This window comes from Neobacillus niacini (assembly GCF_046591715.1).
Taxonomy (GTDB): Bacteria; Bacillota; Bacilli; order Bacillales; family Cytobacillaceae; genus Neobacillus; species Neobacillus niacini_L.
In genome coordinates, this window is the sequence record NZ_JAWVNQ010000002.1 from 74,674 (window position 1) to 91,293 (window position 16,620).

The 16,620-nt window shown below is 40.3% G+C and carries 14 protein-coding genes; 12 read left to right on the plus strand and 2 right to left on the minus strand.

All coding sequences use genetic code 11. The features are described from left to right. The first annotated feature begins 11 nt into the window (after positions 1–11). From SFC47_RS07785 to SFC47_RS07835, 11 genes are all read left to right on the plus strand, one after another. Positions 12–899, plus strand: coding sequence for a carbohydrate ABC transporter permease (locus SFC47_RS07785; RefSeq protein ID WP_411253704.1), 888 nt, complete (start codon positions 12–14; stop codon positions 897–899). A 20-nt stretch (positions 900–919) separates the two neighbouring features. Then, complete coding sequence (locus tag SFC47_RS07790; RefSeq protein WP_411253705.1) at positions 920–2,539, plus strand: ABC transporter substrate-binding protein; 1,620 nt, start codon at positions 920–922, stop codon at positions 2,537–2,539. 78 nt (positions 2,540–2,617) lie between these two features. After that, positions 2,618–4,087 carry a glycoside hydrolase family 32 protein gene (locus SFC47_RS07795; RefSeq protein WP_411253706.1) on the plus strand — a complete coding sequence of 490 codons (1,470 nt, stop codon included), beginning with the start codon at positions 2,618–2,620 and terminating at the stop codon, positions 4,085–4,087. A 55-nt stretch (positions 4,088–4,142) separates the two neighbouring features. Then, entirely contained in the window at positions 4,143–5,102 is a 960-nt protein-coding gene (locus SFC47_RS07800) for a carbohydrate kinase family protein (RefSeq protein WP_411254087.1), read from the plus strand. 147 nt (positions 5,103–5,249) lie between these two features. Then, positions 5,250–5,753 carry a DoxX family membrane protein gene (locus SFC47_RS07805; RefSeq protein WP_411253707.1) on the plus strand — a complete coding sequence of 168 codons (504 nt, stop codon included), beginning with the start codon at positions 5,250–5,252 and terminating at the stop codon, positions 5,751–5,753. Positions 5,754–6,425: 672 nt separating this feature from the next. Further along, complete coding sequence (locus SFC47_RS07810; protein WP_411253708.1) at positions 6,426–6,929, plus strand: DoxX family membrane protein; 504 nt, start codon at positions 6,426–6,428, stop codon at positions 6,927–6,929. 156 nt (positions 6,930–7,085) lie between these two features. Further along, entirely contained in the window at positions 7,086–7,340 is a 255-nt protein-coding gene (locus tag SFC47_RS07815) for a hypothetical protein (protein WP_411253709.1), read from the plus strand. A 106-nt stretch (positions 7,341–7,446) separates the two neighbouring features. Continuing rightward, on the plus strand, positions 7,447–8,340 hold the full coding sequence (locus SFC47_RS07820) for an aminoglycoside phosphotransferase family protein (RefSeq protein ID WP_411253710.1): 894 nt from the start codon (positions 7,447–7,449) through the stop codon (positions 8,338–8,340). A 73-nt stretch (positions 8,341–8,413) separates the two neighbouring features. Next, positions 8,414–10,207, plus strand: coding sequence for a S9 family peptidase (locus tag SFC47_RS07825; protein ID WP_411253711.1), 1,794 nt, complete (start codon positions 8,414–8,416; stop codon positions 10,205–10,207). 114 nt (positions 10,208–10,321) lie between these two features. Then, positions 10,322–10,948 carry a metal-dependent hydrolase gene (locus tag SFC47_RS07830; protein ID WP_411253712.1) on the plus strand — a complete coding sequence of 209 codons (627 nt, stop codon included), beginning with the start codon at positions 10,322–10,324 and terminating at the stop codon, positions 10,946–10,948. A 213-nt stretch (positions 10,949–11,161) separates the two neighbouring features. Then, a complete protein-coding gene (locus SFC47_RS07835) occupies positions 11,162–12,556 on the plus strand; it encodes an amino acid permease (RefSeq protein ID WP_411253713.1) in 1,395 nt (464 codons plus the stop codon). 35 nt (positions 12,557–12,591) lie between these two features. Here SFC47_RS07835 and SFC47_RS07840 read toward each other — a convergent pair whose 3' ends face one another. Then, a complete protein-coding gene (locus tag SFC47_RS07840; protein WP_411253714.1) occupies positions 12,592–13,713 on the minus strand; it encodes an ABC transporter permease in 1,122 nt (373 codons plus the stop codon). A gap of 1 nt (position 13,714) precedes the next feature. Next, the gene (locus SFC47_RS07845; RefSeq protein WP_411253715.1) at positions 13,715–14,644 is read right to left on the minus strand and encodes an ABC transporter ATP-binding protein; all 930 of its coding nucleotides are present in this window, start codon (positions 14,642–14,644) and stop codon (positions 13,715–13,717) included. A 613-nt stretch (positions 14,645–15,257) separates the two neighbouring features. On the opposite strand from SFC47_RS07845, the gene SFC47_RS07850 reads away from it, so the two are divergent. Then, positions 15,258–16,619: an acyclic terpene utilization AtuA family protein gene (locus SFC47_RS07850; protein WP_411253716.1), complete on the plus strand. Its 1,362-nt coding sequence runs from the start codon at positions 15,258–15,260 to the stop codon at positions 16,617–16,619. Position 16,620: the final 1 nt, after the last annotated feature.

Here is a 16,620-nt window from a genome sequence, read left to right on the forward strand (position 1 = left end):
GGAGGAAAAGTATGAACAATCAAATCAAACATGCAAAGGGCGACCGAATACTGCTTGTGACCAATAATATTCTACTAACGATCATTGTCCTTGCAATAGTAGGACCACTATTATATGTATTTCTGTCATCCTTTCTAGAACCGAATGCAATCATTCGAAAAGGACTTTTCTTAAATTCTTCTGATTGGTCCTTAGAAGGCTATAAGCGGCTCTTTACAGATGACACCATTATGAGAGGATTTTTCAACTCTCTCCTTTATTCAACGGGTTTTACGGTTGTGACCGTAGTGGTTTGTCTCTTCGCTGGATATACATTATCGGTAGAAGGATTAGTTGGTAAAAAGGTGTTCATGATTTTCTTCTTATTTACAATGTTTTTCGGAGGAGGATTAATTCCTACTTATTTCGTTATTCGTGATTTAGGAATGCTGAATACCATTTGGGCAATAATCCTGCCTGGTGCGGTTAATGTCTGGTTTATTATTCTTGCCAGAACTTATTTTAAAGCGGTACCAAATGAACTGAAGGAAGCAGCGCGAATTGATGGTGCCTCCGATTTGAAAATTTTCTTTAGTATTATTTTACCGCTATCGAAACCAATTATCTTTGTTCTAGCTTTATATGCCTTTATTGGACAATGGAACGCCTACTTCGATGCGATGATGTACCTTGATGACCGCGAATTGCATCCACTGCAATTAGTATTGCGTTCAATACTGATTCAAAATGAGGTACAGCCTGGAATGGTTGCGGATGTAGAGGCAAGGAACGAGCTAATGAGAATATCAGAGATGATCCGCTATTCATCGATCGTCATTGCAAGTTTACCGTTATTGATTATGTACCCATTCTTCCAAAAGTATTTTGAAAAGGGAGTAATGGTAGGTTCTTTAAAATAAAACAAAAGTGAGGGTTTATTATGAAAAAAAGAATGTTTACGACGGCTTCAGCTCTATTACTTTCAGGTTCTTTACTTCTTACTGGCTGCACAAGTAAAAGCGGCGGCTCCGAAAGTTTTTCTTCAAAGGACTATGGGCTGAAGGATATTACCTTTCCATTGAAAGAGGAAAAAACATTAAAGATTATGACTTCCAGTTCGCCATTAGCTCCTCGGGATCCAAATGAAAAGTTAATTTTTCAACGCTTAGAAGATCAAACGGGTGTGAAAATTGATTGGAGAAATTATACAACTGATATTTTTGGTGAAAAACGAAATCTTGCGATTGCAAGTGGAGAGCTTCCAGATGCGATTTTTAATGCAGGTTTCAGCGATTATGAATTATTAAAGCATGCGAAGGATGGAGTAATCGTTCCGGTTGAAGACTTAATTCAGTATATGCCGAACTTACAAGCTGTCCTTGAAAAAGCACCACAGTATAAGGCGATGATGACAGCTCCAGATGGTCATATCTATGCATTCCCATGGATTGAGGAATTAGGTGAAGGAAAAGAAAGTATTCACTCTCTTGACGCGTTTCCATGGATTAATATGGAATGGTTAAAGAAATTAGGATTAGATGTTCCGAAAACAACAGAAGAGCTTAAGCAAGTATTAATCGCATTTAAAACGCAGGATCCAAATGGAAATGGTGAAGCGGATGAAATCCCAATGTCATTCATTATTAATGATGGCGGGCAGGATCCACATTCATTATTCGGTGCATTTGGACTAGGCGATAACTGGGATTTCACGGTTGTCACGAATGATGGAGAAGTGAAACTTACCGCGGCTGATGAAAGCTATAAAAAGGCGATCAGCTGGCTCAACGATTTATACAATGAAGGATTAATCGATATCGAAGCATTTGAACATGATTGGAATACGTATCTTGCAAAAGGACGAGATGAGAAATATGGTTTGTACTTCACATGGGACAAAGGAAATATCACTGGAATGGGCGATGACTACGACCTGTTAGCTCCATTAAAAGGTCCAGAAGGACATCAAAATGTTGCAAGAACAAATGGAATGGGCTTTGACCGTTCACGGTTAGTCGTAACATCAGCAAATAAAAACCTTGAATTAACAGCAAAGTGGATTGATCAGCTTTATGATCCGTCTCAATCCGTACAGAATAACTGGGGTACGTATGGTGACGAAAAGCAGCAAAACATCTTTGGTATGGATGAAGCAACAAACATGTTAAAACATCTTCCTTTAGAAGGTACAGCACCAGTTGAATTGAGGGAAAAGACTTCTGTCGGCGGACCGTTAGCGATTTTAGACAGCTACTACGGTACAGTGACTACAAAACCAGATGATGCTGCCTGGAGATTGAATCTAATGAAAGAAGTAATGGTTCCTTACATGGAAGCCGATAATATTTACCCGCGTGTATTTTTCTCGCTTGAGGACCTGGACAGACTTTCAGTAATCGAAACAGATATGTTTGCTTATATTAAACGAAAACGTGCGGAATGGATTGCCAATGGCGGCGTTGAAAAAGAATGGAAAGAGTATTTAGCAGAATTGGATCGCCTCGGGCTGCAAGAATGGTTAGACATTAAACAAAAGGGCTATGACCGAAATCAAGAATAAACAGAAAAAGGCTGTGCAGTGCTTGGACATGCGTACAGCCTTTTACTTATTTAATAGAAAGAAGGAGCGAGCAAAATTATGACACACACCTATAAAGAGCAGTATCGGCCGCAATTTCATTTTTCACCGGAAGAAAAGTGGATGAACGATCCGAATGGAATGGTCTTTTTAAATGATGAATATCATTTGTTCTACCAATACCATCCTTATGGTACGACTTGGGGACCGATGCACTGGGGACATGCCGTTAGTAAAGACTTAATTCATTGGGAGCACCTTCCGATTGCATTATATCCGGATGAACTGGGAGCCATTTTTTCAGGAAGCGCCGTCGTTGATTGGAACAACACAACAGAATTTTTTGAAAAAAATCAACCAGGCTTGGTTGCGATTTATACAAGTGCAGGCACCTATCCAGATTCTGACCGTCCGCTCCAGCAACAAAGCTTAGCTTACAGTAAGGATAATGGCAGAACGTGGGTAAAATATGAAGGCAATCCTGTCCTTTCAGACATTAACATTACCGATTACCGTGATCCTAAGGTGTTTTGGCACGAAGAATCCAATAAATGGGTGATGGTGCTGGCGACTGGGCAAACGATTACGATTTATACTTCTCTAAACTTAAAAGAATGGGAGTTTGCCAGCGAATTTGGACATACAGCTGGGTCGCATGATGGTGTATGGGAATGCCCTGACCTTTTCAAGCTGCCAGTAGATGGCGGACAGGAAAAGTGGGTATTGATTGTAAGTATCGGGGATAACGGTGAAACAGCAGAAGGTTCCAGAACACAATATTTTATCGGTCAGTTTGATGGAACCACATTTGTAAATGACCATGATGATTCGACAATTCTCTGGTTAGATTACGGAAGAGATAATTATGCCGGAGTAAGTTGGTCGGATATCCAAGATGGAAGACGTATTTATCTTGGCTGGATGAGTAACTGGCGCTATGCCAATCAAGTCCCGACTAAAGGCTGGCGAAGCGCAATGACCTTACCAAGAGAATTATCCTTAGCTGCAACCGAGGCCGGCGTCCGCTTATTCCAACAACCTGTTGCTGAGGTTAGTAAGATTAGAAAAGAAACAGAATCTTATTCAAAAATTTCAGTTGAATCAGGAAAAAGAGTTTCGTTCCCGTTAACGCATTCTTTAATGGAAATAACAATCGAATTTGAAAAAGTAAATTCAATCCAATTTGGATTTATCATACAGCATTCTGAACAAGAAAAAACCGTCATTGGCTATAATGCAGCAGAAGAGAAGTTATTCGTCGATCGGACACTTTCTGGGGACCATAGCTTTTCGACATCCTTTCGAGCTATACAAGAAGCCCCATTAAAGTTGAATCAGCAAAGGCTGAAACTTCAACTGTTCTTAGATACTTCCTCTATTGAGGTGTTTGCAAACAATGGTGAAGCTGCCATTACAAGTTTATTGTTCCCGTCTGGGGCAGGGCAAGAACTCAAGGTTTTTTCAAATGAAGGAACTACAAATGTGACGGAATTAAAAGTAACGGAACTTGATTCCATTTGGAGCAAGTAAGTAAAGTGTGGAAGCTCTAATCGGTTAATTGGTTAGAGCTTTATTTTATAAAAGGATGGTGTTTGGTTTGAGTTCATCAATTATATGCATGGGTGAATTATTAATCGATTTTTTCTGTACCGATGTGGATATTAACCTACTAGAGGGACAAAATTTCCAAAAACAGGCTGGAGGAGCGCCGGCTAATGTCTGTGCGGCGATTGCGAAATTAGGAGGTACTGCTCTTTTTAGCGGAAAAGTAGGGAATGACCCATTCGGACATTTTCTAAAGAAGACACTTGATGACGCCAAAGTAGATACATCAATGGTCGTGTTTGATGATTTCCATCCAACCACATTAGCCTTTGTATCCTTGCAGGCAAATGGTGAAAGAGATTTTGTATTTAATCGCGGGGCGGATGCTCTTTTAATGGAAGAAGAAATTGATACCGATCAGCTAAATGAGGCGGCAATTCATCATTTTGGCTCTGCAACTGCTTTATTGAGCGACCCTTTTCAATCCACTTATTTTCAGGTAATGAACAATGCTAAGGCACAAGGGAAATTTATTTCATTTGATCCTAATTATCGAAAAGATCTCTGGAAAAACAGAATTCCTGAATTTATCGAATTGGCAAAGGCAGGAATCAGTTTAGCGGATTTTGTAAAAGTGAGTGATGAGGAGCTAAAACTCATAACAGGAATCAAAACAGTGGCTGAGGGAACCAATTATCTTCATGAATTAGGAGCAAAAATAGTCGCAGTAACATTAGGCAGTGAGGGAACTTATTTGTCAAATGGGCAAAATAGCGAGATTGTTCCTAGTGTAAAAATAAAATCGATTGACTCTACAGGTGCAGGTGACGCATTCGTCGGGGCAACACTGTTCCAATTTGCGAAAGCTAACCTTGAGATTGCAGATTTTGAAAGACTTAAAGAAATGATTTATTTCAGTAATAAAGTAGGTGCATTGGTTTGTACGAAGGTTGGTGCTATTACTGCAATCCCAGCGATAGAAGACATTTTATCTGTATGATCTCCTGACACAATATAGTTGTTCAACATTCCGCCATAACATTTCTAACAAACTGTGAACTTAACACTATACCCATGTTAATAACCCCTGAAATCCAATATAGTGTAAGTATAAAGAACAGCCAAATATTGAAAGGCGGAATGACTTATGTTTAACAATTTTTTAAGAGAAAATAAAATCTCAGCAGCAATCTTAACTATTATTCGTTTATATCTTGGTTATGCTTGGTTCACAGCAGGTTTTGGAAAAATTACAGGCGGCTTTGACGCTTCAGGCTACTTGAAAAATGCAGTAGCAAATCCAGTAAAAGGTCCTGATGGCAATATGGTTTACGGCTGGTATGTTAACTTCTTAGAAAGCTTTGCACTCCCGAACATTGATGTATTTAACTTCATCGTTCCTTGGGGAGAAACTTTAATCGGTTTAGGACTTATGCTTGGATGCTTAACAACAGCAGCGATGTTCTTCGGACTAGTGATGAACTTCAGCTTCTTCTTAGCAGGTACTGTATCTCATAACCCAACAGACATTTTCTTAGGCTTCATCATCTTAACAGCAGGCTTCAACGCTGGTAAATATGGTTTAGACTACTGGGTAGTTCCATTTATCAACAAAACAATTAGAAAAAATAAAGTGAAAGTAACAGCCTAAATACAAACAAAAAAGACGATTCGATCCTTTTTCGAATCGTCTTTTTCATTTCAGAGTATTTCAAGTTTAGCTTTGGATCGGGGGGTTTGAGTACAAATCGCATGGGTTGGGCAAAGGATTAGTCCTCAATCCGGGGTCTTGAGGACAAATCGCACGAGTTGGGGAAAGGATTAGTCCTCAATCCGGGGTCTTGAGGACAAATCGCACGAGGCAAACAAAGGATTAGTCCCCAACCAGGGGTCTTGAGTACAAATCGTAGGAGCCGCTCATAAAATTAGTCCTAAATCCGGGGTCTTGAGTACAAATCACACGATACCACTCAAAGGATTAGTCCTCAATCCTGGGTCTTGAGTACAAATCGCACAGAGCAGCACAATGGATTAGTCCCCAACCCAGGGTCTTAAGAACAAATCGCCGCGCCCTGAAGGTGAATTAGTCCATAACCCAATGTGCATTGCTTATTAATAAGAAAAAATGATTGCTGTCGTAGGTTCCTAGATATCCTAAAGCAGACTAACCGTCTTGTCTAAAACGCAAATTTGTGGCTGTTCATAATTCTGCCAAATCATCTTGAATATATTGTGAAATTATTCACATATTCATGTTTCAAACGGTAAAAACGAGTATAGTGTAAGTATAAAGAACAACCAAAATTGAAAGAAGGAATGACTTATGTTTAACAACTTTTTAAGAGAAAATAAAATCTCAGCAGCTATCTTAACTATTATTCGTTTATACCTTGGCTATTCTTGGTTCACAGCAGGTTTTCATAAAATTACAGGCGGCTTTGATGCTTCTGGATTCCTAAAAGGAGCAATTGCCAAACCGGTAACTGGTCCTGATGGCAATATGGTTTACACCTGGTATGTAAACTTCCTAGAAAGCTTTGCACTGCCGAACATCGATGCATTCAACTTCATCGTTCCTTGGGGCGAAACTTTAATCGGTCTAGGACTTATGCTTGGATGCTTAACAACTGCTGCCATGTTCTTCGGTTTAGTAATGAACTTCAGCTTTTTCCTAGCAGGCACAGTATCACACAACCCAACAGACATTTTCTTAGGCTTCATCATTTTAACTGCAGGTTTCAACGCAGGTAAATACGGTTTAGACTACTGGGTAGTTCCATTCATCAACAAAACAGTTAGAAAAGGTAAGGCAAAAGCAACAGCCTAAATACAGACAGCAAAAAAGACGATTCGTCCCCCTCGAATCGTCTTTTTATGTGGAGATTACGTAATTCTTATATGGAAGGGATTTCCTTAAGGTTTGCGATTTCTGGTATACTTTTAACAAGGAAACATCTCAATTACATAGAAGGAGTTGAACCAATTGGAAAGTTTAGGTCTGATATTAAATATTGTTATTACGATTTATTTGGTTATTGAGGCACGCAAGTATGGGAAAAGCCCGATTCTTTGGGGAATTCTGGGGTTCATTTTCGGTGCACTGGCCTTAGGGATTTTCCTGATCCGAACCAACCGCAAGTTAATCGGCTGGATTATTACCATCATTAGCGCGATCGGCTATGTGGCACTTATTATGATTTTTGGGTTAGCAATTTTATTTTTAGGGTCTATGTTATAAGGATGAGGAAGGGGAACCTTCCTTTTTTTTGTTACAAAGAGGAAAAATGATGAGGAATGTGGAATACTTTATTCCTTGTAAAAGTAAAAGGATGAAGGGGAATATTATGCAAATTTCAAGTGAATTTCAAGAAAAAATCATCAATGCTTTTGGGACGGATGGAAAGACCTGGCTGCAGTCTTTAGAGTCTACGGTCCAAACTTTTTTAGAAAAGTGGGAGCTCACAAGTGAGGGTCCAGTTGCGAACCTTTCCTATAACTATGTAATAAAGGTAAGAGATACGCAGGGTACGCCGTTAATCTTAAAGCTGGGTGTCCCTAATTTTGATACTAGTAATGAGATGGTGACAATAGAGGCATATGACGGTGAAGGGTGTGCGAGGATTTTAAAGGCGGATCCAAAAAATGGTGTTATGCTGATGGAGCGGCTTGTACCGGGAATCATGCTGTCAGAGGAGACCGATGAAAGGATTGTATTAGAGAATTTTATAAAGGTTTGGAAGGCCATTCGCAGACCTTTGCCAAATGGCGGGTCTACGCCATCCCTTATCCACTGGTTCGAGGGGCTTAAGAGATACCGGGAAACAGGGAATATCCAGATCTCAATGGAACATGTTCAGTTGGCAGAAAAGTTTTTTCAAGAGATAATTCAAACATCAGTTGGTCCCGAGCTGCTGCATGGTGATTTGCATCATGAAAATATTTTGTATTCCGAGCAAAAGGGCTGGATGGCGATTGATCCAAAAGGCGTTGCAGGGGATTCGTATTTTGATGTTGTTTCTTTTTTAGTCAATCAATTAGATTCAAAGGTTGATCCAAAAAGCACGCTGAAGCTCCGAGTGGATACCATCAGTCAACAACTGGGGCTGGATAAAGAGCGGCTCTTAAAAGCCTCGATTGCCTTAGGGACACTTTATGCTGCTTGGGGGATTGAGGATCATAGTCCAGAATGGGAACAAACCTATCAATGTGTGAAATGGTTTATTGAATTTCTAGAGTAATGAACCCAAACCTATTTAAATAGAATTAAAGAGGCAGCGTTTTAAAAAAGTCATCGTGAATGGTGGGAATGGAATGAAGGAAATAACCATTGACCCTTATATACACGTGCGAATGGTGAAGAGTTTTGAATATGATCCTACGGGTAAGAAAATCAGTTTTATTACTGACTATACAGGAATCCCGCAGGTATGGGAGCTAACTCGTGAGAATCGGTGGCCAGCGCAGACCTCTTTTTCTATGAAAGGAATCACCTTTATTAAATATATTGCGGGATCGTCAGATTTGGTCTTTGGGATGGATGCAGATGGCGATGAAAAGGAGCAATTGTACTTATTAAAGGAGGATGGCGAAAAAATTGCGTTAACCAACTCCCCGGAACATCTTCATATGTTCGGTGACAGCTCTCCTGATGGAAAATGGATTGCTTGGTCGAGTAACCGCCGACATCCAGCTTACTTAGATATCTATATTCAAAATCTAGAGACCTTGGAAATCCGCACTGTCTTTACCGGGGAAGGTACCTTTATGGTTGAAAAATGGTTTCCTGATGGAAAGTCACTATTAGTTAAAAAAACAAACACGCCCCTTGATCATGATTTAGGGGTATTTTCACTTTTAACGGGAAAAATGGACTGGATTACCAATCATAAAGGTGAAGCGGGCTACAAAGATATTCATTTCAATAAAGAGGCCGACCATCTCTATCTATTAACCAATCAAGACAGAGAGTTCTTCGGCCTCGCCATGATTGAGATAGCGAGTAAGCAATTTACGTGGCTTGAAGAGGGCGAGTGGGATTTTGAAGACTTAGTCATGAACAAGGATAAGACCAAATTAGCGTTTTCGATGAATGAAGGGGGGATATCCAAGGGTTTTCTAGTCGACCTGGAGAAAACGAAATTGTATAACTGGGAAACACCCATGGGCGTAATGTACAATCTTAGATTTTCGCCGGATTACGAAAAGCTGGGCTTTGTGTTAAATGGGCCCGCACATCCTCCTGACATCTGGGAGGTTGATGTAAAGACCATCCAAGCAAAACGGCTTACCTACATTTCGCGGACCCCCATTCTAGAGGAGAAATTAGTTGAGCCAAAATCAATCACTTTTCCATCCTTTGACAGTCTGTCGATACCTGCTTTTTATTATAAGCCTGCTATTAGTAAGGGAAAATCCCCAGTGGTAATCTACATTCACGGTGGGCCGGAAAGTCAAAGCCGCGCCGTGTACAGCCCTTTTTTGCAATATTTTTTAAGCCAAGGATATGCAGTCGCTGCTCCTAACATCCGCGGCAGTACAGGTTATGGAAAAACTTATACCCATCTTGATGATGGACGGAAACGGATGGATGCGATTAAGGATGTTATTTTATTAATGGAATATCTTGGGAAAACAGGGGAAATTGATATGGAAAAAGCCGCGATTGTCGGCGGCAGCTATGGAGGTTTCGTCGTTCTCGCTGTCATCAGTCACTTTCCGAAACTTTGGGCCGCTGCCATTGATATCGTCGGAATGTCAAGTATCCGCACGTTTTTAAACACAACAAGTCCTTGGCGGAAAAAGTTAAGAGAAAAAGAATATGGGACGGTTGAAGTTGATGGCGACTTTTTTGATAAAATTGACCCGGTGAATCATGCCGATAAAATTAATGCACCGCTAATGGTCATTCATGGTGTCAATGACCCGCGTGTTCCCATTCAGGAATCGGATCAGATTGTAAAGAAACTAAAGGAGCGAAATCATCCCGTCCAGTATAGCCGGATTGAAGAGGAAGGACATTCGATGATGAAGCTGAAAAATAAACTAAGTTCCTATACGGAGATGGCAGAGTTTTTAAAAAAATATTTAGGGAAGGAGCCAGGATGATGCCTGGCTATTTTTTAATAGGATAATAGTAGGATTTTTTAATAAACTTCTAAACAGAACAAATGTTTTGGTGTAAGATAGGCTGTAACAACAATGATAGAGGTGGATTTAACATTGAATGGTACCGCACATACAGCCATTGGAGCCGCAGCAGGATTTATCGCGGCCAACACTTTTCATTCCACGCCAGCAGAGACTCTCCTTTTCGTTGGATTAGGAGCAGTTTCGGGTTTAATGCCTGATTTAGATATTGATGGTAAGCTTCGTGGTAAAATCACCTTATCACATAAGGTGATACGGTTGGCTGCATTATTCATTGGAGTCCTGATGGTTTTTTATAGCTTTTATGAGGGAAGAGCAGTCGATCAATGGCTGGGAATCGGGGTCGGGATTCTGATTATACTGGTCTCATCACTCATCAAACAAAAGCACATGTTAACCATTACAGGAATAGGCGTCACAATCGGAGGAATCTCATTGTCTGAAGTATGGTTAAGTTTACTTGGGGTGTTTGTTATATTTGCGTCTATTACCTCGCATCGCAGTTATACTCACTCTATCCTGGGTGTGATTTTCTTTGGATTCATCGCTTCCAAACTAGAAATGTCCCTCGGGATCAATGGTGTTTTCTATGCTTGTCTAGGTGGATACATCAGTCATTTAATCGCTGACTTAAAAATACTGCCGTTTAATAGACGCGGGATTAAGCTGTTGTTACCAGTTTCAAAGATAGAAATATAGAGTAGTCAGGCCGCATTGAAGAAATTGCGGCTGTTCTTCGTTATTGAAAAGTAACCAGCTCAAATCAATAATTTTTTATCCGATGTAATCCATTTGTCATCTAAAAAAAATTCTTTTAATAGATTTGTCTTTATTCCACAAAATAAAATGTTCACAGATATGTTATATTAATTTCACAAAGTTTTAACATTAATTCATCAATGGGAGTAAACCATGAAGAAAAATCCGAATCAATTACAAAGAGGTTTAGAAGAAAGACATATTACGCTTATGTCATTAGGAGCAGCGATTGGAGTAGGGCTGTTTCTCGGATCAGCAACGGCAATTAAGTTAGCTGGACCAGGTATTATTCTGGGTTATGCGTTTGCCGGTATGATTATGTTCTTTATTATGAGGGCGCTTGGTGAGATGGCGATTCAAAAACCAGTGGCCGGTTCATTTAGTCAATATGCCCGGGATTATTTAGGCGCCTTGCCAGGTTTCTTAACGGGGTGGAATTATTGGTTCTTATGGGTTGTAACGTGTATGGCTGAGATTACGGCAGCGGGAATTTATATGGAATATTGGTTCCCTGAAGTGCCTCGCTGGATTTGGGCACTAGCCGCACTGGTCATTATGGCTTCTGTCAATTTTCTAAATGTAAAAGCCTATGGCGAACTTGAATTTTGGTTTGCTTTAATTAAAATCGTAACGATTATTTTCATGATTGTCTCAGGTCTTGGAATGATACTATTCGGGATTGGTAATGGCGGTATTGCAACTGGTATCAGTAATCTTTGGGAGAATGGAGGAATCCTTCCCAATGGAATCACTGGTGTTCTGATGTCGTTACAAATGGTGATGTTTGCCTTCTTGGGTATTGAAATGATTGGAATTACCGCCGGGGAAGTAAAGAATCCGGAAAAAACATTATCGAAAGCGATTGATACTGTTTTTTGGAGAATTCTAATCTTCTATGTAGGGGCTTTGTTTGTGATTATGTCAATTTATCCATGGACCGAAATTGGTGCACAAGGCAGTCCATTCGTATTGACTTTTGATCAGCTCGGAATTCCAGCTGCCGCTGGAATTATAAACTTTGTGGTCTTAACGGCTGCGCTATCATCGTGTAATGGCGGTATTTTTAGTACAGCACGGATGCTATTTAACTTAGCTGAAAATGATGAGGCACCAAAGGGACTTGGTAAATTAAACAAGAATGGTGTTCCTAGTTTAGCCGTACTGGTTACTGCAGGTGCCTTATTAGTGGGTGTTATACTTAACTATTTAGTACCAGCAAAAGTATTTACATGGGTTACAGCGATTTCAACGTTTGGCGCTATTTGGACATGGTCGATGATATTATTATCTCAAATCAAGTATCGTAAGAGTTTAACTCCAGCACAATCTAAAGAGTTAAAATATAAGATGCCGTTATTCCCGTTCACATCTTATTTTTCATTAGCATTCTTGCTTCTAGTCGTGGGGTTAATGGCGTTCTTCCCAGATACAAGAGTTGCATTAATTGTAGGACCCCTTTGGCTGGGAATCCTAACAGCCTTCTATTATGGAAAGGGATATCATAAACGAGAAAAGCTAGATCGCACTTCAGCAGAAAAAGTCGGATAATGATAAAAAAAGGAAGGGGAGCCCCTTCCTTTTTTTTATCTAGCAGCAACAATCGATTTTCTTTTATATAACAATGCTCCAAGCATAAAGGCTAATGCACCCCATATGATTACTACTCCAATTCCAAACCACAGTGTACTGGAGAATAGCCCTGTCTCATACACCATGCTGTCTCTCAAGCCTTCAGCAAAATAGGTGAGCGGCAGAAGATTAGAAATTGGCTGCAGCCAATCCGGCATCGTTTCAACCGGAAAGAAAACTCCGCTCAAAAACATCATGACAAAGCTGACAATGTTGGCCACTCCCATATAAGCATTTTGTGTGTGGCTAAAGGACGAGATAAGGTAACCTAAAGCATTAAAGGAAAGCGCTCCGATTAAAAAGACAATAATAAGGCTAGGAAAATTGATAAACAGATTTGCACCAAAGATGAAAACTCCGATTAATGATAATAGAAGAATTTGGACAACGCTGAATAACAGCCTCATAACCATGTCACTCAAGCCGAAGATCCCCATTTTTGCAGGAGTCATCCGCAGTCTTTTGATTAGGCCCTTGCGGCGCATCTCTACCATATCCACCATTCCAAACAACCCGCCTTGGGCAATCGATAACGCAATCATCCCTGTTAATAGAAAGTCTGTATAGTTTAATTCGTTACTTCCTGATGTAAGTGATTCAAATTGAATATCAAAAGTAGGTGCTGCGCCAACAGCTGATAGGTTTGCCTGCTGAACCATTTTATCGAGAATGGCAGATAATGCTTGGGTGGTTACCCCACGCTCATCTTCCTTGTTTACGACAAGGACGAAAGACGTATCCTGTGCAGATTCAGGTAAGACAATCGCCGCATCAACTTCTTTATCCTTCACCCATTGATCAGCTGTTTCCCGGCTGACAGGCTCCCCGCTTTTTACATCAAGGATATTCAGTTGTTTAATTTGGGTTAACAGCATTTCTGAAGTTGGATTTGGATTGTCTGCTACTATCGCAATTTCAGATTGAAATTCATCATCAGAACTTCCGCTGAAAATCACCATGAAGATGACCATTAAGATAACAGGGAAGAAGATGCCCCAAAACCAGGCTTGTTTTTCACGAAGAGTCAATTTTAATTGTGCGGAGAACATTTTTTTGAACTGGTTAAAATTGCTCAAGCTAATCCCTCCATTCCTTACCCGTAAAAGCAATAAACACATCCTCGAGACTCATTTCACGGATTGCGACCTGTTCCACCTGAAACTTGTGCTCTTTTGTAAATTGAAACAAATCTAAAAGAGTATCCTCCGGCTTGATCGTCCAAAGCTTTACGATCTCACCTTCACGCACAGTACGGGCAACAGAGTTAAGTGTGTCTGCGAATCTTGCTGCCTCTTCCGCTGCCTTTTCACCATCTAAGAAGGATAGGCGAACTTCTCGTTCTTCTGTTAGTTTTTCAATCAGGGCCGAGGGAGTATCGATGGTGACGATGCTGCCCTGGTCAACAATACAGACACGATCACTCAGCTTTTCTGCTTCTTCCATATAATGTGTGGTTAGGATGGTGGTTTTTCCTAATTTCTTTAGCTCAAGAATGATATCCCAAATATGCCGGCGCGCCTGTGGATCAAGACCGGTTGTTGGTTCATCAAGGAAGATGATATCTGGGTCACTAATCATCGCAAGTCCAATCGCGAGCCGCTGCCGCTGACCCCCAGATAGTTTCTTTACTTGGTTTTTACGATGTTCCGTTAAATTAATAAGCTTTAGGATTTCCTCAGTTGGCCGTGCCTTTTCATAAAAAGTAGCAAAAAGGTCGAGGTTTTCTTCAGGTGTTAATAAGTCAAACATGGCACTAGACTGGGGCTGAACACCAATCTTCATCTTTATGGCAACAGCGTGATTACCCCAGTTCATATCTCCAAAATGGATTTCGCCGTGGTCAGGCGGGACCAAGCCTTCAATCATTTCAAGTGTGGTCGTTTTTCCTGCACCATTTGGTCCGATGATGGTGAACACTTCACCTGCTTCTACCGAGAAGCTGATATCCTGTACAGCTTTGATAGCTCCGAATGATTTTTGTAAGTTCTTAACTTCTAGGACCTTCATACTCTTCCCCCTGCCTTTCATTAAACCTTCGGACTAATGCCCTGTTTTTCTATATGTTTGTTTTGGGTAAATCATTCGAACTTTATGTTCAATTAGTAATGTATCGGTTGTTGGGGGATTAGGTTATGAATGAACCAGGCAGATTAATAGACGGAGATTTTCCGCTTAATTAGAAATTTTTATAAAAAAGGGCTTATATAGACGGAGGAATTTCGCCTATTGACTTGAAAAACATGAAAATGGGGGATTTTGCTTTGCATAACCGGAAAAACTCCCCTTATATACCTCGAAACGAGCCCCATAATTGAGTTAACCGGAAAATCTCCGTTTATTTAGGGGAACGTAACCCACCATTTCAATCAGAATTCAAGAATCATAAAATACCATTTCAAAAAAAATGACGAAAAAATGAATTTTATTGTTGGAAGTTTAAAAAATGTATGATACTATGAAAATGTGAAACCGGTTACAGACAGAACCGTAATATTTAAGCCAAATATGGCTATTATTTTTATAGCATATGAAACCGGTTACAGATTATTTCATCAGTTAACCAATAAATAAACACCCATTTATCGTTAGATCAATCACTCAGTAAAAGAGGTTATGCACTATGAATAAAGCAATCCGCATTTTATCACCCTGTGGAATATTAGGCTATGGTTTTCCAGCCAGTTCTTTTCTAAGGGGAATGGAAGAGGAAATCCACGGTATTGTTGTTGATGCAGGTTCGACGGATGCAGGTCCTCATAAGCTCGGAGCTGGCGTATCGATTGTCAGCAGACGCGCATCCAAAAAAGACCTAGAGATCATTTTGAAAAACGGAGTACCAAGAAATATTCCAATCATTATTGGTTCTGCAGGCGGAGCGGGAGCAAAACCGCATGTGGAATGGACACTCGATATAGTAAACGAAATTTTAGCAGAAAATGGTCTTACAGCAAAAATTGCTGTTATCTGGGCTGGTTTTACACAAGAAGAGATTATTGAAGCTAATAACCAAGGGAAGATCAAGCCGCTAAGCGCCAATATTCCACAGCTTTCAAATGAAATCATTCAAGAAACAGGAAGTATTGTTGCGCAAATGGGTCATGAACCGATTTTAGAAGCGCTGCAGAATGATAGTGATATTATCATCTGCGGACGAGCCTATGATCCTTCTCCATTCGCGGCAATTGGAATTTATCATGGCATGGATGAGGGATTATCTTATCACCTCGGGAAAATATTAGAATGCGGTGCCCTTTGTGCGGTGCCAGGCACCACAAAGGATTGTATTTTAGGGACTATTTATGAGGACTCTTTTACCGTTAAATCATTGAATCCAGCGAGAAAATGTACACCGATGACGGTTGCAGCCCACACCTTCTATGAGAAGGAGCATCCATATCTCTTGCACGGACCAGGGATTGAGCTGGATTTAAGTGAATGTGAATTCACGGAGATTGAAGATGGCGTCGTTCAGGTTAAGAAAAGTAAGTTAACAAAACCAGAGAAGATGTTCATTAAGCTCGAGGGAGCTAGAAGAGTCGCGTATCGAACCTTTGTTATTGCCGGAGTTAGAGATCCGATTCTGATAGAAAATATCGAAGAAATTCAAAGTACGGTTAAGGACCAGGTAGCAGAGTACTACCCGGAAATCGATAAAGAAGACTATGAGATTCATTTCTATAATTATGGTAAGAATGCCGTACTAGGAGAAATGGAAAGTGAACCATTCACCGGTCATGAAATTGGGGCGATGTTTGAAGTTATTGCGAAAACACAGGAGTTAGCAAATACCATCTGTGCTACCGTACGTTCTACGTTCTTGCACTATGGCTATGAAAACCGAAAGTCAACAGCTGGAAACCTAGCATTTCCATTCGCACCTAGTGATATTGAGTTTGGAGCGGTCTATGAATTCTCCATTTATCACTTAATGGAAATCACACAAAATCCTTTCAAAATCCAATATGTGCAGGGGGAAATGTAAG

What these genes read in the sequence shown, in the direction of transcription:
- SFC47_RS07785 (WP_411253704.1), top strand. Translation starts at nt 12, where the DNA reads ATGAACAATCAAATCAAACATGCAAAGGGCGACCGAATACTGCTTGTG.
- SFC47_RS07790 (WP_411253705.1), top strand. Translation starts at nt 920, where the DNA reads ATGAAAAAAAGAATGTTTACGACGGCTTCAGCTCTATTACTTTCAGGT.
- SFC47_RS07795 (WP_411253706.1), top strand. Translation starts at nt 2,618, where the DNA reads ATGACACACACCTATAAAGAGCAGTATCGGCCGCAATTTCATTTTTCA.
- SFC47_RS07800 (WP_411254087.1), top strand. Translation starts at nt 4,143, where the DNA reads ATGGTGTTTGGTTTGAGTTCATCAATTATATGCATGGGTGAATTATTA.
- SFC47_RS07805 (WP_411253707.1), top strand. Translation starts at nt 5,250, where the DNA reads ATGTTTAACAATTTTTTAAGAGAAAATAAAATCTCAGCAGCAATCTTA.
- SFC47_RS07810 (WP_411253708.1), top strand. Translation starts at nt 6,426, where the DNA reads ATGTTTAACAACTTTTTAAGAGAAAATAAAATCTCAGCAGCTATCTTA.
- SFC47_RS07820 (WP_411253710.1), top strand. Translation starts at nt 7,447, where the DNA reads ATGCAAATTTCAAGTGAATTTCAAGAAAAAATCATCAATGCTTTTGGG.
- SFC47_RS07825 (WP_411253711.1), top strand. Translation starts at nt 8,414, where the DNA reads ATGAAGGAAATAACCATTGACCCTTATATACACGTGCGAATGGTGAAG.
- SFC47_RS07835 (WP_411253713.1), top strand. Translation starts at nt 11,162, where the DNA reads ATGAAGAAAAATCCGAATCAATTACAAAGAGGTTTAGAAGAAAGACAT.
- SFC47_RS07845 (WP_411253715.1), bottom strand. Translation starts at nt 14,644, where the DNA reads ATGAAGGTCCTAGAAGTTAAGAACTTACAAAAATCATTCGGAGCTATC.
- SFC47_RS07850 (WP_411253716.1), top strand. Translation starts at nt 15,258, where the DNA reads ATGAATAAAGCAATCCGCATTTTATCACCCTGTGGAATATTAGGCTAT.